Origin of the sequence: Pleomorphovibrio marinus (assembly GCF_003347495.1) — a bacterium.
In the GTDB taxonomy this organism is placed as follows: domain Bacteria; phylum Bacteroidota; class Bacteroidia; order Cytophagales; family Cyclobacteriaceae; genus Pleomorphovibrio; species Pleomorphovibrio marinus.
In genome coordinates this window covers 1,411,486-1,432,540 of sequence record NZ_QCXY01000001.1, presented here as the reverse complement: position 1 = coordinate 1,432,540, position 21,055 = coordinate 1,411,486, and the positions used below count along the sequence as shown (strand labels likewise).

Sequence of the window (21,055 nt, the reverse complement as noted above, 5' to 3'; positions counted from 1 at the left end):
AATGTCCCTTTCTCCCCTGTAGGAGGAAAGGGACTAATTACCCGGCACCTTAAGTTTCAATCGAAATAAAAGATTTTTGATTTTCCTTTTTGGTCTATCACCTCCATGTATACCTCCTTAAGTTTTCTGTTTTTCAAGATGTAATCTTTGGAAAACCCGCCTGCAACATCTACATGATCGGAAGTGATTCTTCGGTGAGATTGATCATAGAAAGTCACTTTTATGCCAGGATTTTCTATACCCACCACTTTTAAATTCACGGTGTTGTCATTTTTTACATTTGCGTAAGCCAACAATTTTTTCTGTACTGGCTTTTTGGCGCTTACTTCAAAAGCAATTTCTTCCATTTTGGTCTCTACCTTTACGGTGTAATTACCTTCAGGAAGTTGGCTAATATTGAATGGAATTACAGAGGGCTCATCTATTTTAAAAGATGTCTTATCCACCAATTTGCCTTTTTGGTTAAGGATGCTGATTTGTACCCTACCTACCCCTTCCAATAAATGAACTTTGAATTTCTGGTTTTGAGATTCCACCATTGTTACCTCCGCAAGGGGCTTCTCATTTGGGGAAGCGAAAGTTCCTACCTGGATTGCAAGTGCTAAGAGTGCTGTCATTAAAGTTTTCATGATCGTATTTGGTTTAAGTTTTTTTAGTTTCTTTTTGGAAAAGCTAAAGTCCAAACTTGTACCAAATATATTTTCGGGAATCCCTCGCATTCAAAATAATTTCTAATTCTCCGGTTTTTCTCAAAACAATCCCCAATTAAAATTCCGAAAAAATGCTTAGTGTGTTCAGCGGTGGACAAGCGATCACTTAGTTGTCTAGGAAGCGGACACTATTTTGCCAATTTTGTGAGATTTGCTGTATTGCCCTGACAAAATGGAGGTTGCATCATAGACAGAAATATTTCTTCTAAAAAAAATTGTGTGCTGACCTACCCATCGGCATAAAAGAAAAAGGTGTACATTACCGTACACCTTCCTGTCCTTATTTGCTACAAATACTGCTTTTTTTAGTCTCCAAAGGAAATCCCAAGCCCCTTAGCCCCTTTCACCAAAAAGGATTCTTTATTTACAAGATTATAACTTGTAGTGGCCTCCACTAGATCAACAGCGATAAAGTCATTGTTCTGGAAGGACACCATTTTACCGAAACTTCCGGCCAGCACCAGTTCGAAGGCCTTTACCCCAAACATAGTGGCCAATAGGCGGTCAAAGGCAATGGGTGTTCCCCCACGTTGAACATGGCCTAAGACTGTCTCTCTGATCTCCGCTTCACATCCTGCAGCCTTTAATTGACGGGACAGTTCATAAGCTACCCCTCCCAACCGTACATGCTCCGATCCTTCCTCACCTGGAGCGGATACCACAGTGCCATCCTTAGCTCTTGCTCCTTCTGCAATGACAATGTTTACAAAGCCTCTCCCATTTTTATACCTTTCTGTAATTCTTTGGAAAACCTTACCTACATCATAGGGTATTTCTGGGATGAGACAGATCTCAGCTCCCCCTGCAATGGCTGTATGAAGGGCAATCCATCCCGCATCCCTTCCCATTACTTCCATTATCATTACCCTATGATGGCTTTCCGCAGTGGTGACCAGCTTGTCAAAACTATCGGTGGCAATCTGTACGGCCGTTTGAAACCCAAAGGTCATATCGGTGGCAGATAAATCATTGTCAATGGTTTTGGGCACACCGATTACAGGCACTCCCTTTTCAAATAAGGCCTGAGAAATTTTCTGGGACCCATCGCCCCCGATGTTTATGACGGCATCAAAACCCATTTCTGATATTTTGTCGGCTAATTGTTGGGTGATGTCGGTGAAAGTAATGTTTCCCTTCTCATCTTTAACTGGGAATTGCAGCGGGTTTCCCTTATTGGTGGTCTTGAGAATGGTGCCTCCCCTTACATGGATTCCAGCTGTGGTGGCGTTATCTAGTTTGATTATCTCGGGGGGATCCCTCCTTACACCGGACAAAGCCTCCATACTGCCATAGACCTCCCATCCATCCTCTTTCTGGGCTCTTTTGAATATTCCTCTTATTACTGCGTTTAAACCGGGGCAATCACCTCCCCCAGTACTGATTAAAAGTTTTTTCATCTGTTTATAATTGTTTTTTAATGGTCAGATAGCCTGCCCCGAACTCGTTTCGGGGGAATCTCACAACGATAATCATCCCTCCGTTTGTCACTTGCGTCATGCTCGATTTCATATTTAAATAATTGTTTTCTAATGGTCAGTAAACAAGTTTAAAGTTAATGGTAATTGAATAAACATTACCTACTTTACGGTATGGATTGGTAATTAATTTAGGTCAAGGCCCAAGTATTGTGCTTGTCAAAGCAGATTAGTAATTGGAATATCCATTCTTAAGGAGTAATTTTGCCCATCCAAAAATTAGCTATACTTTTGAAGTTAGGTCAAAATTGCCCACTTCTGAAGTAGGCGTGCATAAACCTTATTCCATTCATGAAAAGAGACCAGGTAATATTCGACTTAATCTCCAAAGAAGAAGACAGACAAAAGAGAGGTATTGAGCTGATTGCTTCCGAAAACTTCACAAGTAAGCAAGTAATGGAGGCGGCGGGTTCAGTACTTACGAATAAATATGCGGAAGGCCTTCCCAATAAACGCTATTATGGTGGCTGTGAAGTGGTGGATGAAATAGAGCAGCTAGCAATAGACAGGGCAAAACAGCTTTTTGGCGCCACCTGGGCCAATGTGCAGCCTCACTCTGGTGCCCAAGCAAACGCTGCGGTCTTTCTGGCATGCCTAAAGGCAGGGGATCCCATATTGGGTTTTGACCTTTCCCATGGTGGACATTTGACCCACGGCTCAACGGTTAATTTTTCGGGAAAGTTATACGACCCTCACTTTTATGGGGTAGAAGAGTCCACCGGCCTAATCGATTATGATAAGGTAGATGCCAAAGCGAAAGAAGTTAACCCCAAGCTAATCATCTGTGGTGCCTCCGCCTACAGTAGAGATTGGGATTACCAAAGGTTAAGGGCTACCGCAGATGAGGTAGGAGCGATTTTGCTGGCAGATATTTCCCACCCCTCAGGACTTATCGCTAGGGGATTGATGAAGGATCCCTTGGAATACTGCCATGTGGTGACCACAACCACCCATAAAACCTTAAGGGGCCCCAGGGGTGGATTGATACTTATGAGAGAAGATTTTGACAATCCATTTGGGTTAAAAACTCCCAAAGGAGCCTTACGCAAAATGTCTTCCTTGTTGGATTCAGGAGTTTTTCCAGGCACCCAGGGCGGTCCTTTGGAGCATATTATTGCTGCCAAAGCAGTCGCTTTCCAAGAAGCCCTGTCTGATGAGTATATGGAATATATCCTTCAAGTCAAGAAAAATGCCCAGGTCTTGGCTCAAGCCTTTGTTGACAAAGGCTATAAGATCATTTCTGGTGGTACTGATAATCATTTGATGTTGATTGACCTTAGAAACAAGGATCTCACTGGAAAAATTGCTGAAGAAACCTTGGGCAAAGTGGACATCACCATAAACAAAAACATGGTTCCTTTCGACACAAGGTCTCCTTTTGTGACCTCAGGTATGAGGCTGGGCACAGCAGCAGTTACCACTAGGGGTTTGAAGGAAGACGACATGATGAAAATTGCCGAACATATAAACAATGCACTTATTTCCCATGAGGATGATGCCAAACTGGCAACAATCAAAGAGGAGGTTAATCAGTGGATGGTTAAATTTCCGTTATACTAAATAACAAATTCTAGTGGCACTGGATCAATATAGAGAAGAGGAAGAGGAGGACAATGGCATGTCCTTTCTGGATCATTTAGAGCAACTGCGTTGGCACTTGCTCAGGTCCATATCAGCTATACTTGTATTTATGGTATTGGCTTTTTTGTCAAAAAGTTTTGTGTTTGGGAAGGTTATTTTAGGGCCTTCTAAGGTAGACTTTGTGACCTACAGAGCCCTGTGTAAGTTGTCAGATTTCTTTTCGGTTCCTGCCCTTTGCATCGAAGAACTGCCTTTCATCATCCAGAGTAGGCAAATGACTGGGCAGTTTTCTATGCATATCACCTCTAGTTTGGTGGTAGGGTTAATAGCAGCGTTTCCCTACGTGTTTTGGGAGGTGTGGCGATTCATCAGCCCCGGCCTTTATGACCAGGAAAGAAATGCTGCCAGGGGAGCTGTCTTTTTTGTCAGTTTTCTCTTTTTTTCCGGTGCGGCTTTCGGGTATTATATATTGGCTCCTCTATCCATTAATTTTTTGTCCAATTACCAATTGGACCCCACTATACTTAACGAATTCGACATTACCTCCTACGTGGGAACGCTGTCCATGTTGGTGCTTGCATCTGCGGTCATGTTCCAGCTACCGGTGGTGATTTATTTCCTTACCAAAGCAGGGTTGATATCTTCTGCATGGTTGAAGATTTACCGAAGGCATGCTATTGTTGTCATTTTGGTGTTGTCTGCGTTGATCACTCCACCGGATGTGATCAGCCAAGTGCTCATTGCCATGCCTATACTTGTTTTGTACGAGGCAGGAATAGTGATAGCCAAAAGATTAGAGAAACAAAAAAGGGAAGAGGAGCTTTCTAATGATTACTAAGCGAGGAAATCGAGCCTGCCTGGACGGCAGTCAGGCATGACGAGTACGCCACACACAGGGGTGATTATAAATGGCGAGATTCTCCCGAAATAAATTCCCCGAAACGAGTTCGGGGCAGGCAGGGACAGGCTCCCGAAGCGAGTTCCCCGAAGCAAGTTCGGGGCAGGCTGTGTGGCCGCTGGAAAGAAAATTTAAACACATGAAATGCCCATGAGAAAAGTTCTCACACAGGGGGATGATTATCCAGGGCATTCCATCTGGCCTTTAAAAAAAAAATATAAACAGATGAAATCTAGCCTGTCCTGACGGCAGTCAGGGAATGACGAGCACGTCACACACTGGGATGCCCCGATAGCTATCGGGGAGATGCGAGATTCCCCCGAAACGAGTTCCCCGAAGCAAGTTCGGGGCAGGCAGGGGCAGGCTATATGACCGCTGAAAAGAAATTATAAACATATGAAAGAAACGATTGCGTTAGGTGGGGATCATGCTGGCTTCACCTATAAAGAAAAATTAACCCAGGTACTACTTGAAAAGGGATACGAAGTAAAGGATTTCGGCCCTTACAATGATGGTTCCGTGGATTACCCGGACTATGTACACCCCTTGTGTAGAGAAGTGGGCAATGAAAAAGGTGCTATAAATAAGGGTATTATCATTTGCGGGAGTGGAAACGGGGTAGCTATTACAGCCAACAAACATTCCCATATCAGGGCGGCCATATGCTGGAAAGAAGAGCTGGCAGCATTGGCCAGGCAACATAATGATGCAAATGTGTTAGCTGTCCCTGCCCGTTTTGTGGATTTTGAGCTAGCCGTAAAGATGGTGGAAACCTTCCTGACCACTGACTTTGAAGGGGGGAGGCACCAGAGAAGGGTAGATAAAATCACTTGTGGATAGCTAGCAGAATCTTATCAGGGAAATTGAGATCCCTTCTTTAACTCATATATCCCGGGTCTTCTAGGCGTATATGCTTCTTGTAGTATTGGATAATAGGGAAGAATGCTGGAAAACACACCTTCCTGGTCAATAACCCACTCGGGAGGATCCTTCTGAAAATTGGCCATAGTCACATGCATCTTGTCGAAATCTTCCACCTCAAGAAGATGTTTTTTGGACAAGTTGAAATTTAAAAATCCGGTGGCAGGACTGGCAGAATGATAATATGCCAAATCTTTCCCCAACACCAACAATTTACTTCCGTTTCCTATCGCATGTTTTTCTTCTATTTTAAGGGCATAGTCCGAGAAGGACTTGTCATTTTTTTTGTAAAAAAACCAACTGTAGCCAAAAAAAGGAACGCTGATCAATAAGGCATAAAAGAGCACCGATTGAACGAATAAACGCTCATTCCTTAAAATTAGGTGGTTAATAAAGAAAACCATTAGGGGAATGAAGGGAATAAACTGATAGGCAATCACCCTATAGTTTAAAAAAACCAATAGGACTGCACCCAGGCCATAGATCATTACTATTTGTTTTTGCTTCTGTTGGTGAATATAAAGCCGGCCCCAAAGACTAGTAGCAAGATAACCGAAAACGGTAAATCCGATTGGGAAAGCCATAACATAGAGCAATTCCCTATAACTCACATGTGCCAAACTATCCAATTTCCACCCCGGTGACATCAGTCCCTGCACAAAGTCCATAAAAGCACCGTTCCAGAAGAAAAAGAGACCAATGATTGAAAGGGGTAGAAAGTAACCTACTATGGAAAGTAAGAGTTCTTGGAAATTAAAATTGCTGATAAATAATCCTGTCAGGATCATAACAGGAAGGAAAAACAAAAGTGGAAAGTGAAAACAAGGTGCCAACCCAGCGAAAAGCCCCAACAATACAATGGCTTCCGTGTTGTTTTGATTAATGGTGGCCAGGCTGAAGAGCTGTCCTATTGCCAAAAGCAAAAAAGTGCTTCCCAGGAGCACTGGAGATAAGGTAAGTAGGTCATAGGAAAAGTGAAAAAGTAGGACCGTTATAAAAGCCGGAAGATAAGTGTTTTCATCATAAGACTTGTGGGATAGGAATAAGGAGTTGATATAGGCGGATTGCAAGAAGATAATAAAGGAAGCCAGCAGGTGATAGGGCCAAAGGGTTCTTCCAAAAATGAAATGCAAGCCCCCATAGATCAGTGCAGAAAGGGGTGCGGTGTTGTCCCTGATGTCGGTGTACAACATGAATCCCTCAGAAATCCTTTCTCCGACCAGCAGCCAGAGCATCTCCGGTTGAGTGACTGGAGTACCCATCCACATGTAGGGTAGCCTCAGCAAAAGCAAAAGTAGGATAATACCCACTAGTCTAATGGGATCGTTAAATTTAAAAAAGCTCAGCAAAACCCAACATATGTTTATTCTAGAATCACGAAATTAAGGGATAAGCGTATATTTCACTACATTTGTGATAACTTTATCTGCTATGGAAAGTAAAAGACAGCAAAAATACGCTAAACTAATTCAAAAGGAACTTGGGGACATCTTCCTGAAGGAGTCTCGAAATCTCATAGGAAATGCAATGGTCACTGTCACCAGAGTGCAAATGAGCCCTGACTTAGGGTTAGCTAAGGTTTATTTAAGTTTTTTGATGGCCAATAACCAAGAACTTTTTGAAAAAATCGACAAAGCCAAGAAAGGCATTCGAGGAAAACTAGGTTCCAGGATAGGGAAAACAGTAAGGATTATACCCGAAATCGCTTTTTTCCCTGATGAATCAGCGGCATATGCCCAACATATGGACTCAGTGATTTCCAAATTGGACATTCCCGAGGAGGATGAGAATGAAGACGAAAAAGATAACGAGTAGTAAGTAGGCTTTGGATTTATCGTTTTTCATAGCGGCAAGGTACTTTCGCAGCAAAAAGAAGAGGAACTTCATCACTATTCTTTCTCGGATCTCAATGATTGGGGTAGCTGTAGGGACAATGGCATTGGTGATAGTTCTATCCGTATTTAATGGTTTAGAGGATTTGATTAAAGGACTGTACGCTTCCTTTGATGCGGAACTTAAAATTGAACCTGCTATGGGAAAATCCTTTGAGGTGGATGAAGAATGGATAAACTCCCTGGCTGCTGTGGATGGCGTGGAAGTGTTGACTGAAGTCATAGAAGACAACGCCTTGTTCCGGTTTGGAGACAATCAACTAGTGGCTACGTTAAAAGGGGTCTCGGATAATTTCCTGAACCAGGGAAGATTTGACAAAGGGTATTTCCAGGGGGAGCTATCCTTAGGTAAGGAAGGCCAGCCCCATGCCATTATAGGGAGAGGGGTGTCTTATTTCCTTTCCGTGGATTTGGAACAGGAATTTGAACTGATGCATGTCTATTACCCAAAAGCACCTAGGGCAGGGAGTATAGATCCTAACAGTATGTACAACAGGGAGGTGATTAAGCCTGTAGGTATATTCAGTATAGAAAAGCAATTTGATGATGAATATATCATTGTGCCTCTTGATTTTGCCCGACGTCTGCTGAACTATGGAAACAGAAGGACCGCTCTTGAAATTAAGGTCCAAGAAGGCAAGGACGTCCAAAGGGTGAAAAGAAGGGTACGGGAAAAGGTAGGAGAGGAATTTTTGGTAAAAGACACGGATGAACAGCACGCCAGCTTACTGATGACCATAAGACTGGAAAAACTGTTTGTCTTTATCACACTTACTTTCATATTGGCTGTTGCTTCCTTTAACATATTCTTTTCCCTCAGCATGCTCGCCATTGAGAAGAAGAAGGATATCGCGGTTTTGTTTTCTATGGGAGCCACACAAAAGCTAATCAGGTCGATTTATATTAAAGAGGGGGCGATCATTGCCCTTTCTGGGGCATTAGTAGGTTTGCTATTGGGTTTTGTTATTTGTTGGTTACAGGACACTTTTGGCTTGGTTTCCTTAGGGGTGACATCCTCCATTGTGGAGAGTTATCCGGTAAAAATGCAGGTGGCAGATTTCGTCTATACCAGCCTTAGCGTGATCCTGATTACCTTCTTAGCATCCTACAGGCCAGCATTGATTGCTTCAAGGGTGAAAACAGTTGCACATTTATAGCACATTTTTTTGGCACTAGGTTTAAGAATTTTAAATAATTCTTTAATTTGCAAGCTGCTTAAAATCGGAAAAAGGGCTTTTTTCTGAATTTTGATTTGAAAACACCAGCAGCATGAAAGTTTCAGCCGACAAGCCTTTTGAAATTGTATACTCGCTTTTTGATCATGAATACCTGGGTATTCTTTTCGAATCCTTCGCCATTCAGATTGATGAAAAGGGAAGGCTTTCCTATGCCTATCAAAATATTTCCTTTCAGAATGCAGAGGAATTCTCGAGCAGGCTGGACGAAGTGGATTTTGAGTTGATCAAGCTGATGGACAGCATGCAGCAAGAGGCCATCGTGAAAAAGTTCAACACCAAGAGTGCCAAGCCTAAGGATTTTTTGCGCAAGGTTTTTCAGGATTCCCAAAATCAAAATTCGAACAAAGAGACCCAGAAACTAATAGAAAACAGGCTGGAGCTGACACGGGCTAAAATCTTGAGAAAGCTGCAAGGAAAGCGCCTTTTTGAAATGGGAAATGATGGGAACCCTATTTGGAAAGAAATTGAGGTTTTGCCTGATAAAGCCTCTGTCCTTTTCCATTTTCGCAGAAACGAAGATAACACCCATTATTTCCCAACTCTCAAGTACCAGGGAGAAAAATTAGATTGGCAATATAAGGGGAGCTACCTGCTATGCAAGGAACCCGCATGGATGGTGGTGGACCACAAGCTTTACAGTTTTGAAAAGGACGTGGATGGCAAGAAGTTGATGCCCTTCCTCAACAAGAAATTTATAGTTATTCCTCGCAAAATGGAGGAGTCTTACTATCAAAAATTCATTACTCAGTTAGTGGCTTCTTTTGATGTATTTGCCAAGGGTTTTGACATAAAGGTAGAGAGAAAAAGGCCTATCCCCCAACTGTCATTGAGTGATTTGCCAGGTAACCCAAGGCAAGATATGTTTGGGAAAAAAATCGGAGGGGATGAGGATGAAAAAATGGTTTTCGACTTGAGGTTCAAGTACGGAGAATATTGCTATAGGGCGGATCAGCAGGTGCCCGCAAATGTAGTATTGGAAAAGAAAAACGAAGAATACACCTTTTACAAGGTGATTAGGGACAATACCTTGGAGTCTGCCATTGGGGACTTTTTGCGCTCTAGGGGATTGCAGGTGAGAAGTGGTAGGGTGGCCATGCAAAAAAGAGCGGCATACGACTGGATAATCATCAATAAAGCCGAGCTTGATGAAGAGGGGATTGAGATTGTACAAACCCAAAATGAGAAGGGGAAGAGATATTTTATTGGCAAAACGGACATCACCATTCGTATCAATGAGAAAATTGATTGGTTTGATGTGGAAGCCGTGGTCATGTTTGGAGATTATGAAATCCCCTTCGTGAAGTTCCGAAAAATGTTGATGCAGGGGAAATCCGAGTTTGAATTGCCAAACAAGGAAATTGCCATCATACCCAAGTCCTGGTTTACCAACTACACAGAGTTATTTTCCTTTATGGAAGAAAAGGAGGCAGACGGGGGAGGAATTAAACTTAAGAAACACCACATTGCACTGGCCCAGGAGTTGCAAAAAGGGAATTTGCTAAAACTTTCCTTGAGCAAGAGACTACAAAAGCTGAAAGATTTTACCAACTTTGAAGAGTATGAACTTCCTTGCGGTTTCAAAGGATCTTTGCGTCCCTATCAAAAAGCCGGATATAATTGGTTGAGGTTTCTGAACGAATACCATTTTGGCGGATGCCTGGCTGATGACATGGGCTTGGGTAAGACCGTTCAGACACTCGCTTTGTTGGCACATGAAAAAGAAGCCAGCAATAGCGCCACCTCCCTTTTAGTCATGCCGACTTCCTTGATCTATAACTGGCAACTGGAAGCCAAGAAGTTCACTCCCGAATTGAATATCCTGATCTATACTGGAACCCAACGGTTAAAAGATCATGAGCAATTTGGAAACTACGACCTTGTGTTGACCTCCTATGGCATCACGCGTTTGGATGTGGATGTGCTGGGTTCTTTTTACTTTAATTACATCATCCTTGATGAATCCCAGGCTATCAAAAACCCGGAAAGTATTATTGCAAAGGCAGTGGTTCAACTCGCCAGTAAGCACAGGCTGATCCTCACGGGTACCCCCATAGAAAATGGAACCATGGACCTCTGGTCCCAAATGAACTTCGTTAACCAGGGTCTCTTGGGCTCTAAGGGTTCTTTTGTCAAACAGTTTTTGCAGCCCATAGAAAAAAAGAACGACACCCAAAAAATGGCGAAACTTCATGCCATGATAAAGCCCTTTATACTCAGAAGGCTGAAGACCCAGGTAGCTACTGATCTGCCAGAAAAGGTCATTAATATCCAATACTCCTCCATGACTGAAGAACAATCCCAGCTTTATGACGACACTAAATCCTATTACAGGGAGAAAATTGTCAACGAAATGTCAATTCCGGGAATGTCAAGGAAATCATTCACGCTATTGAGGGGGCTTACCAAGCTCCGACAGATCGCAAACCACCCAAAATTGACGGATACGGAATATAGCGGTAGCTCGGGTAAATTGGAAGACATTTCACATATGATTGCCTCTACTGCCAGTGAAGGCCATAAGGTGCTAATTTTCAGTCAGTTTGTAAAACATCTGACCATCATTAAGGATGTATTGGGCACAGAAGGAATCCCATATGCCTATTTAGATGGCAGTACCAAAGACCGACAGCAACAGGTGAAGGCTTTTCAAGAAGACGAATCCATTAAGGTATTTCTGATTTCTTTAAAAGCAGGTGGTGTTGGCCTTAATTTGACAAGGGCGGAATATGTTTTTATGTTAGATCCTTGGTGGAACCCGGCCGTGGAGGCACAAGCCATAGACAGGGCCCACCGGATTGGGCAGGAAAACAAGGTTATCATTTACAAATTCATCACCAAGGATACCGTAGAGGAAAAAATAATGGCTCTTCAGGAGCGAAAAATGGCCTTGGCAGGAGAACTCATCAATACCGAAGAAAGCTTTATCAAGAGTCTAAGCAGTGAGGACATTTCGGCTTTACTTTCCTAACCATCACATATATGCAAACCGCGATACTAATTATACAATGTAAAGATAACAAGGGAATTGTAGCAGCCGTCTCCGAATTTTTGTTTCGTAACAATGGAAACATTATTGAGATTGACCAACACATTGACGAAGACATTGGGGATTTTTTTATGCGGGCAGAATGGGAGTTGGAGACCTTTAACATTCCCAAAGAGGATATATTAAGGATCTTTGCCCAAGAAGTGGGTGATCGGTTTGGGATGAAATATACCTTGGCCTTTAAAATGCCCAAGCCCAGGATGGCCATATTCGTTTCCAAACTTTCCCACTGTTTGTTTGACATCCTTAGCCGCTATTATTCAGGACAGTTTCAGGTGGACATCCCCTTGGTGATCTCCAACCATGCGGACATGAAGCCGGTGGTCAAGGCCTTTGGAATTCCCTTCTACCATTTCCCAATAAATAAGGAGAACAAAAAGGAGCAGGAAAGCAAGCAAATCGCATTATTAAAAGAAAACCAAATTGATTTTGTGGTATTGGCCAGGTACATGCAAATTTTGAGTGGGGATTTTATCCAACATTTCCCATCTAAGATTATTAATATTCACCATTCTTTTTTGCCTGCCTTTGTCGGGGCAAAACCTTATCATGCCGCCCACAAGAGAGGGGTGAAGATCATTGGAGCCACAGCACACTATGTGACAGAGGAATTAGACGCTGGCCCCATCATCGAACAAGACGTGGCGAGGGTAAGACATCACAATACGGTAGAAGAAATGGTGCAGATAGGTCAGGATGTTGAAAAAGTGGTGCTAAGCAAGGCTATAAAATATCACCTGGCAAGAAAGATTCAGGTGGTGGGTAATCGCACGATCATTTTTAATTAAAACAAGTAGCCCTTCCGGGCTACTGTTCAGGGGTTAGATTTCCCTATTAATCTTTTTCCATTTCTACCAGGATATTGCCGGAGTCGTCAAAAAACACCAACTTTCCGGCAGAATAAGTATAGGTTGCACTGTTTTCTAGGTTTCGCAAAAACCGCTCCTCCAAACTGATATCATCGCATTTTTCATTATCGGTGTACAAGGTGGAAAACTTGATCTGTTCGCGGTTATAGGTAGCTCCTCCTCTGTATTCGTTGCATCCAGCAAATCCACCAACTTCTTGTCCTTCCTTGAATTCCAAGGTAATATTCGACAATTTATCCTTAGAGGCTGAGGATCCAGTAACATCGGTAACCACCCAGTCGTGATCGCTCAATTCCAATGGCTCGCCCCCACAAGCAAAAATTAATGTTGCTATAAATAGAAATACTATCAATGTGTTGAAAATCCGCATAGTGTTTAAACTTTTTTGGTGTGCTTGGGTAAAACCACAAATACCGTTCTAAAGGCGGTAATAAAAGTAAAAAATTCAAAAAATGCTGCTAGGAAACGATTTTCCTAGGGATATCTTGAGGAAGGCGGGTTAACAGCTCGTAATTTACCTGCTGTGTGGATTCTCCAAATGAGGCCACTGTGATTTCATGCCTTTTCTGTCTGCCTATAATGACTACTTCGTCCCCTTTTTTCACTTCCTTTGCATCCGTAATATCCACAGAAATGGAGTTCATGGTAACGGTGCCTACCACGGGCAAAATCTTGCCTTGGATCAACACCTTGCCTAAATTGCTCAGGTTTCTGCTAAACCCATGGGAATACCCAATAGGCACCAATGCGATAGTCGTGTCCCTGGCAGCCATAAAGGAGGTGCCATATCCAACGAAATCCCCCATCTTTACTTTTTTGGTGCTCATCACCCTACTTTTCCAACTGATCAACCTTTTCAAGGGGTTTTTCATGTTTTCATCCAGGTTCTTGAATTTGTGCATATAAGTTTCCTGACTAGGCCAAAACCCATATTGGGCTATACCTATCCTGACCATATCCATAATGGTATCCGGATAGCTCATCGAGGCTGCGGAGCAGGCGGTATGATAAATCTTGAAATTAACCCCATGCTCATTAAACCAATTTTTAAATTCATTGAATCGCTTAATTTGCTGCTTTACCCTTACGTAATTACCGATGCTTTCGGCGCCTGCATAATGGGTACATAGTCCCTGAAGTACAATATGTGATTGGTTGTCTTTCAAAATTTTTAAAAGTTCCTCTTTCTCCTCCCATTCAAATCCCGTTCGGTGAAAACCTGTTTCCACCTCAATATGGATAAGCGCTTTTTTGCCCAACCTCTTGGCCATGTCAATCCCCGCGTGCAGCCTTTGAAATTCAAACACATAAAAACTGATGCCATTCTCCAGTACCCAAGGCAATGAAGCATCATCTATCATACCCATGATCATTATTTGGCTGTTCTTGGTAGAGGATTGATTCACTCGTCTTGCCTCGTCAGTGCTATACGTACTAAAATGCCTGACCCCTGAAGATTCGGCAATTTGTACCATATTTTCGATCCCATGTCCATAGGCATTTCCTTTTACCACTGAGGATATTATGACCTTATCCCCTACCTGGCTACGGATAAACTTTAGGTTTTGTCGGTAGGCAGATTTTTTTATTTCTATGAAAGAAGTATGGAACACGAGTTAAAAGTTTAGTTTTTTAGTTACTTCCATAAATAATTTGCTTCCTGTGGGTAGTAGTTCATCCGGAAAGTCATAGGCACCATCATGTAATTTGGACTGGGCTTTCCCGGATCCCAAACCAAAAAGCATGGATTGGGTAACTTTGGAAAATTGCCCAAAATCCTCCGACCAATAAAATGGAATTCGGACGTGTTTTGTTTTTAGCTTCAGTTGCTTTGCGGCCTCATTTACGAATTCCCAGGCCTTAGGGTCATTCTCAACAGTCTGAAATACTTCACAGTAGGAAATGTTATACTTAAGCCCGTATTCTTTTGCTATCAAGCTCGTCAAGTTTTCAGCATGATGCGTGAGTGTGTCCATGCTTTGATCATCGAAGGTCCTTAAGGTAGCCATTACCTTAGCTTCACCAGGAGTTGTGCCAAAGGCAACTTCTCCCAAAATAGCATGAATGACCGTGATCAATGAAAAATCGGAAATGCCACTGCTTAACTGGGGCAAACCCACTATCAGTTTGCTCATTGCCTCTCCGGGGCTGTTCCCCTCTTCAGGATGGGCGGCGTGGCTAGTCCTTCCCTCTAGCTGTATGATCATTCCTTTAGACGCGGCATTAAAAGGCCCTTTTTTTAAAATCACCTGATGTAAGGGGTAGCCGGGGACATTGTGCAAAGCAAAAGAATATTCAGGAGAGATTTTTTTAAAGTTGGTCGAGTTGATTACGGATTCGGCTCCTTCGCCAGTTTCCTCTGAGGGCTGAAACAAGAGGGTGACTTTTCCCCTTTCGGGTCTTTCCTGTGCTAGCTTCATTGCTAGCCCGCATAGGATGGCCATATGGCCATCATGCCCACAGGCATGCGAAACTCCCTCATTGGTACTCTTGTGTTTGTGTGAACCTTTTTCGAAAATAGGCAAGGCATCGAGTTCAGCCCGAAACATCACTGAGGGGCCTTCCTTTTTCCCAATATAGCTTACCGCAAAACCATGCTTGCCGAGGCCATCAATCCATTCATCGGGCTCGTACGCTTCCAAAAATGAACGTACCCTCTTGGCGGTCTCCTTTTCTTCTCCTGATAATTCCGGGTATTGGTGGAGCTCTTTTCTAAATTGTGCAAGTGTACTGTCTTCCTTTTTGCTTTCCATGTCAAACACTTCGGTTTTTTATTTTAAATGTGGATAATTTATCCACTTATTGGGGTCAGGGCAATTTTGCTTATAATACTGCATATCCACTTCCATGCAGACACCTGGATAATCCCCCCTGTACTCTCCTATTTTATGGATCAGTTGAAAATGGAGGTGCGCAGGCCAACATCCATTCTCCTCCAAAGCACCGAGGTGCCCCAACAATGTCCCCTTAATTACGGTCATCCCAGCCTGCCAGGCACCCATATCTGCTCGGCTCAAATGTCCATATAGGCTATAAATTACCCTACCCTGCAATTCGTGTTCCAAAATAAGGGTAGGTCCGTAATTTCCAAAACCCATATTGTCCTGGAAACTGTGTATCCTTCCTTCCAAAGGGCAAAATACGGGTGCTCCCGGGAATGACCAAATATCAATCCCCATGTGGATATTTCTAAAGCTGGTCTTTCCTGAGGAAAACACTTCGCTCCTGCTATAAATACTTCTGTTTTCAAGGTATCCACCTATGGCGAAAGGTTTATTTGACAATTTCAGAAAATGGGTAATGAAATTCTCGAATGAACTGCCTTCCTGATAAACCGCCCTGTTTAAGCTGGTGTTCTTTGCGCTGAGGTCCAAAACCTCAGTATTAGAGGATGTTAACGGAACTCCCATCAAAGGGTAAAAGTCAGCGAGCATTTATACAGCAAGTAGGTTTACCGGTTTAAATTACTAGATTATTTCATTGGATGGCGTTAAAAGCCGAATATTTTTCTTTTTCCAGAATAAGATTAAAAAGTATAAAATTTTGTCTTAAATAATTCAAGATTTAAAATTAAATTCTTGCAAGATAAATTTTTTGTTAAGGAATCTTATTTTTTTATGAAAGCATATCCACTATAGTGTGTATATACAGCACAGTACAGGATAGTTGTTGTTTTCACCTTTTGTTAATTCATATCTTCAAATTCACTTTTTATAAAATTTTAATAGTTAAAAACAATTAATCCAAAAGATTATGAATCCAAATGTTTACCAATTTCGGCCCGGGCGATGGCTAACTTTCGCCTTGGTTTTTGTTTTAGTGACCCATGCTGCATGGGCACAAACCATATCAGGCGTTGTGCGCTCTGAAGGTGACATGGAAACCATACCAGGGGTTTCCGTTTTGGTGAAAGGCTCTTCCAGGGGCACCGTGACTGACCTGGATGGTGCTTTTCAAATAGAGGCTGATCCCGGAGAGGTATTGTCCTTCAGCTATATCGGGTACAGCACCAAGGAAGTGACAGTCCAATCAGGACTAACCAACTATGAGGTGGTGATGGAGTCCTCCATGAGTGACCTCACGGAAGTAGTGGTGGTGGGCTATGGTAGCCAGCTTAAAAGGGAAGTTACTGGTTCGGTACAAAGTGTGGAAGGATCCGACTTAATGGACCTGCCTGTGCCCCAAATGACTCAGAAACTTCAAGGTCGACTCGCAGGAGTCCAGATAAACCAAACCACCGGGCAACCAGGAAGGGGAATGAATGTACGGATCAGAGGTCAGTTTTCCATTGCTGGGGGTAGTCAACCTCTTTATGTGGTAGATGGTTTTCCAATCACGGGAGATATTGCTACGATTAACCCTGACGAAATCGAGGACATCACAGTGCTAAAGGATGCAGCTTCTACATCCTTATATGGATCCAGAGCTGCTAACGGGGTAGTGCTGATCACCACCAAAAGGGGTAAGGCAGGAAGGACGGATGTTTCCTTAAACTACTATACGGGCGTACAGCGAGTGCCTCATTATAATCGACTTGAAATGATGGATGCGGTAGAATTCGCCACTTTCAAAAAGGAATATTTTGAGGCGGAGGGAAGGGCCGTACCTGAGATGTTTCAAAATCCCAGCGCATACGAGGGGCAAACACAGGATTGGTACGATGCCCTACTTCAGAGTGCACCGATTTCAAACTACAACTTAAGTGTTACCTCCAGTACAGACAGGATGAATACTGCTGTGGTGGCTACTCTATTTGACCAGAAAGGGGTGGTAATGAATACGGACTACCAGCGATATAGCATCAGGCTCAATACGGATTATAAGGTTTCTGATCAAGTTAAATTGGGATTCAACATTGCACCGTCTTATGTTTTTGACAATACCCCAAGGACCGACGGTGATCGGGGGGTAGGTATATTGTTCAATGCCCTGCACACCTGGCCAAACATGCCAATCTATGACGAAGCGGGTGAACTGACTTATTACAATCGTTTTCCAGGTGAGACCGGTAATATTTTCGCCTATCCCAATTGGTTACGGTCTGCACAGGAAATCACAAATGAGACCAAAATTACCAACCTGCTATCTAATGCGTATGTAGAGTATAGCCCGATTAAGGACCTCACCTTTAAGTCGACGATCAATGCCGAATTAAGAGGGCAGCAATATTTCTTCTTTAACCCTTCCACAGCCACCAATGCCATAAATAGACCCATCCCTACAGTAGCCATGTCTATCAGGGAGACCATGGATGACTTTGGCTGGTTGAACGAGAACTTGGTTACTTATAGAAAGAGCATAAATGATCATAACTTTGAATTCCTGGCTGGATATACTAACCAATACTTCAGGCGCGAATTGACAAGGGTTCAAGCAGATACCTATGCTGATGACAGACTGCCCACTATTCAAGGAGCCATCAATATCAACAGGGGAGGAACCCGAAGCGATGTTCAGGAATGGTCCCTTACTTCCCTCTTATCCAGGGTAAATTACAATTACCAAGGCAAATATCTTTTTACTGCTGCTGTGCGAGGTGACGGATCTTCCAGGTTTGGCATGGAAAACAGATGGGGCATTTTCCCTTCCGTTTCTGCAGGATGGGTGGTATCAGATGAAAACATCTTAAATACCAGCGAGCAAGTTTCCTTTTTAAAGGTTAGGGGTAGTTATGGGGTAACAGGAAACAATAATATTGGTAACTATACTCAATATGCACTGATCAATAACACCGTCAACCATGTGTTTAACAACACGGTGGTTCCAGGGGCAGCAGTGACTTCCTTGGCCAACCCGTTTTTGGGATGGGAAACCACCAACCAATTTGATATTGGATTAGATCTGGGATTGTTTGATGACAGGATCCAGTTTGTGTATGATTATTTCAACAAAAACACCACCAACCTCTTATACAACGTTCAAATACCCCAAGAATCAGGATTTGGTAGTTTTAATGATAATATTGGAGAGATCAGGTTTTGGGGTCATGAGTTTGCCATCAATACCCGAAATACAGATGGTAAATTTAAATGGACCACTAATGCCAACATTTCTTTCAACAGAAACAGGGTAGAAGCCTTGGCCGAGGGTATTGACAGAGTGTACGGATTAGCTCATATCACCCAGGTTGGACAACCTTTTGGGATGTTTTATGGCTTGATAAAGGAAGGATTTTATATGAATGAAGAAGATTTGGCCAACTCCCCGGTGGTACCTGGAAGGTCCACAGTAGGAAGTGCCAAATACAGGGACGTAAATGGGGATGGGATCATCACCATTGGTGGTGACAACGATGATAGAGCTATCATAGGTAACCCATTTCCTAAATTTACTTATGGAATTGTAAATGAATTCCAATACGGGAAATTCGATATGAGCATTACAGGCTCAGGTTCTTATGGAAATGAGCTCTATATGAGGCATTTGTATAGTACTGCAAACCTGGATGGTGTCTTTAACATGGTAAGAAAGGTGAATAATCGCTTCAGGACACCTGAAAATCCCGGAGATGGGATATTTGGCACTACTGTAGGAGGAGGCAATGTGACTGGGGTAGAAAGAGACTGGGCAAGTAGTCACTTCGTTTTTGATGCTTCCTTTTTTAGCATTAAGAACTTAACTATAGGATATAATGCAGGTGCTTGGGCTAAATTCATAAAGTCCTCCAGGGTTTTCGCCTCTATTCAAAACCTGTATGTATTTACCAATTATTGGGGTGGGCAAAATCCCGAAACCAGCATGCAAAGTAGTGGAGAGGGTGATGGAGGGAACCTTAGCCAGGGGGTAGATCTATTTGGTTACCCTGTTCCAAGGACCTTTACCATAGGAGCCAATTTGAATTTCTAATCCCAGGAACGCTAAAATTTTGAATCGTCATGAAAAGAATCAATATATTTATCATTTGTCTAGCTGCTGTAATGTGGAGCTGTGAAGACTTTTTGACCATTACTCCAGAAACGAATCTGAGTACTGCCACATTTTTCCAGACAGAAGCCGACTTTCAACAGGCTGTAAACGCTGCCTACGCTCCCATGCGTAATATCGTAAATGACAGGATGTGGCTTTTATCTGAAATGCGATCAGACAACACCATGTATGCTAGGAACATCCTTTTTGGAGCCACTGAGCAACAGGAGGACTTGAGTGACCATGCATTACCGGAAGCGGATGGTATAACCACCAATGTCCATGTGCTGAACCAATACCGGTTGGATTACTTGATCATTGCAAGAACTAATCAAATATTGACTACCATTGATGCTGTGGAATTTAATCAACAGTCTAAAAACAACATCAAGGGACAAGCCCTCTTCTTAAGGGCATATGCCTATTATGAATTGGTTAGGTATTTTCCTCATGCACCTTTACACTTAAATCCTGTAACTACCCGGGATCAGGCAGCCCTTCCTTTATCCTCCCATCAAGAGCTTTATGCGCAAATTATCAGCGATGCACAGGAGGCTATTCCCCTCTTACCAAATAAAGCCAATCAGGATTTGGGCAGGGTTACATCTGGGGCTGCAAGAATGTTGCTTGCTGATATTTACATCACCCAAAACCGATGGGCTGAGGCGGAAACCCTATTAAGGGAAATAGTTGACAGCGGTCAATATCAGCTCATTCCGGAATTTGAAAATGTTTTTTCAGAAACTTCCGGGAATAAGAACAACATCGAATCGGTATTTGAGGTCCAATTTCTGGAAGGGCCTGAAGGGTTACAGGGTAATTTTCTCTATCAGTTTATGCCTAGGCCTATCAGCCCAAATGAATTACGCCCCATTACCCAAACCTCCAATACCGAACCCTTAGACGGCCAAGGAAATAATGTCCCCACACCTGACATCATAGAGGCATTTGAAGAAGGCGATGAGAGATTGGATGTTTCGATAGGCTATGTGGATCTTTTGGGGAGTTTGCGGGAAAATAAAACTTATCCCTATATCAAGAAGTATGCAAAGCCACATTCCTTACACAATATTCATGGAATGAATTGGCCTATCTATAGGTATGCCGAGGTTTTATTATTCCTGGCAGAAGCCTTAAACGAGCAAGGAAATAGCGGAGAGGCAGCCACATACCTAAATATGGTAAGAAACAGGGCAGGCCTGGAAAATACCACTGCCTCTTCCCAAACAGACATGCGCGAAGCCATCTTCAGGGAAAGAAGAGTGGAGCTGGCCTTCGAAAACAAGCGTTGGTTTGACCTTACCAGAACCGATAGGTACATGGAAGTCATTACTGACTTTGGCCAAAGGGCGAGAAATGACCCTATGAGGTACTATTACCCTTCTGGTGCAACCTTTAGGAACCACGCCTTTTCGAATATTACCAAGTATTATGCGTTGCCAGCCGCAGAGGCAGAAATTACGCCGCATTTTTAAATGCTGAATAATAAAAATGGAGAGAGACACGCATTATGTTCAAC

At 42.9% G+C, this 21,055-nt stretch carries 16 protein-coding genes; 9 read left to right on the top strand and 7 right to left on the bottom strand.

Annotation, left to right across the window (positions count from 1 at the left end; translation table 11 throughout):
* Positions 1-56 precede the first annotated feature (56 nt).
* Both DB520_RS05970 and DB520_RS05965 read right to left on the bottom strand, forming a co-directional pair.
* A complete protein-coding gene (locus DB520_RS05970; protein ID WP_157971951.1) occupies positions 57-629 on the bottom strand; it encodes a flagellar hook assembly protein FlgD in 573 nt (190 codons plus the stop codon).
* A 386-nt stretch (positions 630-1,015) separates the two neighbouring features.
* Entirely contained in the window at positions 1,016-2,107 is a 1,092-nt protein-coding gene (locus DB520_RS05965) for a 6-phosphofructokinase (protein ID WP_114748680.1), read from the bottom strand.
* A gap of 369 nt (positions 2,108-2,476) precedes the next feature.
* Here DB520_RS05965 and DB520_RS05960 point away from each other — a divergent pair, with 369 nt between their 5' ends.
* From DB520_RS05960 to rpiB, 3 genes are all read left to right on the top strand, one after another.
* Positions 2,477-3,745 (top strand): serine hydroxymethyltransferase, encoded by a 1,269-nt coding sequence (locus tag DB520_RS05960; protein WP_114748679.1) that lies wholly within the window; start codon positions 2,477-2,479, stop codon positions 3,743-3,745.
* 13 nt (positions 3,746-3,758) lie between these two features.
* Positions 3,759-4,604, top strand: coding sequence for a twin-arginine translocase subunit TatC (gene tatC, locus DB520_RS05955; RefSeq protein WP_114748678.1), 846 nt, complete (start codon positions 3,759-3,761; stop codon positions 4,602-4,604).
* Positions 4,605-5,060: 456 nt separating this feature from the next.
* Positions 5,061-5,504 carry a ribose 5-phosphate isomerase B gene (gene rpiB, locus DB520_RS05950; RefSeq protein ID WP_114748677.1) on the top strand — a complete coding sequence of 148 codons (444 nt, stop codon included), beginning with the start codon at positions 5,061-5,063 and terminating at the stop codon, positions 5,502-5,504.
* 14 nt (positions 5,505-5,518) lie between these two features.
* On the opposite strand, the gene DB520_RS05945 is transcribed toward rpiB, so the two are convergent.
* On the bottom strand, positions 5,519-6,934 hold the full coding sequence (locus DB520_RS05945) for a hypothetical protein (RefSeq protein WP_157971949.1): 1,416 nt from the start codon (positions 6,932-6,934) through the stop codon (positions 5,519-5,521).
* Positions 6,935-7,016: 82 nt separating this feature from the next.
* On the opposite strand from DB520_RS05945, the gene rbfA reads away from it, so the two are divergent.
* From rbfA to purU, 4 genes are all read left to right on the top strand, one after another.
* Positions 7,017-7,400 carry a 30S ribosome-binding factor RbfA gene (gene rbfA / locus DB520_RS05940; protein ID WP_114748675.1) on the top strand — a complete coding sequence of 128 codons (384 nt, stop codon included), beginning with the start codon at positions 7,017-7,019 and terminating at the stop codon, positions 7,398-7,400.
* Positions 7,401-7,410: 10 nt separating this feature from the next.
* Positions 7,411-8,634 carry an FtsX-like permease family protein gene (locus tag DB520_RS05935; RefSeq protein ID WP_114748674.1) on the top strand — a complete coding sequence of 408 codons (1,224 nt, stop codon included), beginning with the start codon at positions 7,411-7,413 and terminating at the stop codon, positions 8,632-8,634.
* A gap of 112 nt (positions 8,635-8,746) precedes the next feature.
* Complete coding sequence (locus tag DB520_RS05930) at positions 8,747-11,683, top strand: DEAD/DEAH box helicase (RefSeq protein ID WP_114748673.1); 2,937 nt, start codon at positions 8,747-8,749, stop codon at positions 11,681-11,683.
* A gap of 11 nt (positions 11,684-11,694) precedes the next feature.
* The gene (gene purU, locus DB520_RS05925; protein ID WP_114748672.1) at positions 11,695-12,549 is read left to right on the top strand and encodes a formyltetrahydrofolate deformylase; all 855 of its coding nucleotides are present in this window, start codon (positions 11,695-11,697) and stop codon (positions 12,547-12,549) included.
* A 46-nt stretch (positions 12,550-12,595) separates the two neighbouring features.
* Here purU and DB520_RS05920 read toward each other — a convergent pair whose 3' ends face one another.
* The 4 genes from DB520_RS05920 to DB520_RS05905 all read right to left on the bottom strand — a co-directional run bounded on the left by DB520_RS05920 (position 12,596) and on the right by DB520_RS05905 (position 16,064).
* Positions 12,596-13,000, bottom strand: coding sequence for an META domain-containing protein (locus tag DB520_RS05920; protein WP_114748671.1), 405 nt, complete (start codon positions 12,998-13,000; stop codon positions 12,596-12,598).
* 88 nt (positions 13,001-13,088) lie between these two features.
* Complete coding sequence (alr, locus tag DB520_RS05915; RefSeq protein ID WP_114748670.1) at positions 13,089-14,243, bottom strand: alanine racemase; 1,155 nt, start codon at positions 14,241-14,243, stop codon at positions 13,089-13,091.
* A 3-nt stretch (positions 14,244-14,246) separates the two neighbouring features.
* Positions 14,247-15,383 carry an amidohydrolase gene (locus tag DB520_RS05910; RefSeq protein ID WP_114748669.1) on the bottom strand — a complete coding sequence of 379 codons (1,137 nt, stop codon included), beginning with the start codon at positions 15,381-15,383 and terminating at the stop codon, positions 14,247-14,249.
* 18 nt (positions 15,384-15,401) lie between these two features.
* Positions 15,402-16,064 (bottom strand): peptidoglycan DD-metalloendopeptidase family protein, encoded by a 663-nt coding sequence (locus tag DB520_RS05905; protein ID WP_114748668.1) that lies wholly within the window; start codon positions 16,062-16,064, stop codon positions 15,402-15,404.
* Between the two features lie 319 nt (positions 16,065-16,383).
* Here DB520_RS05905 and DB520_RS05900 point away from each other — a divergent pair, with 319 nt between their 5' ends.
* Together DB520_RS05900 and DB520_RS05895 are read left to right on the top strand one after the other, a co-directional pair.
* Positions 16,384-19,476, top strand: a complete 3,093-nt coding sequence (locus tag DB520_RS05900; protein WP_114748667.1) for a SusC/RagA family TonB-linked outer membrane protein — start codon at positions 16,384-16,386, stop codon at positions 19,474-19,476.
* A 29-nt stretch (positions 19,477-19,505) separates the two neighbouring features.
* Positions 19,506-21,011 (top strand): RagB/SusD family nutrient uptake outer membrane protein, encoded by a 1,506-nt coding sequence (locus DB520_RS05895; protein WP_114748666.1) that lies wholly within the window; start codon positions 19,506-19,508, stop codon positions 21,009-21,011.
* The last annotated feature ends 44 nt before the right edge of the window (positions 21,012-21,055 follow it).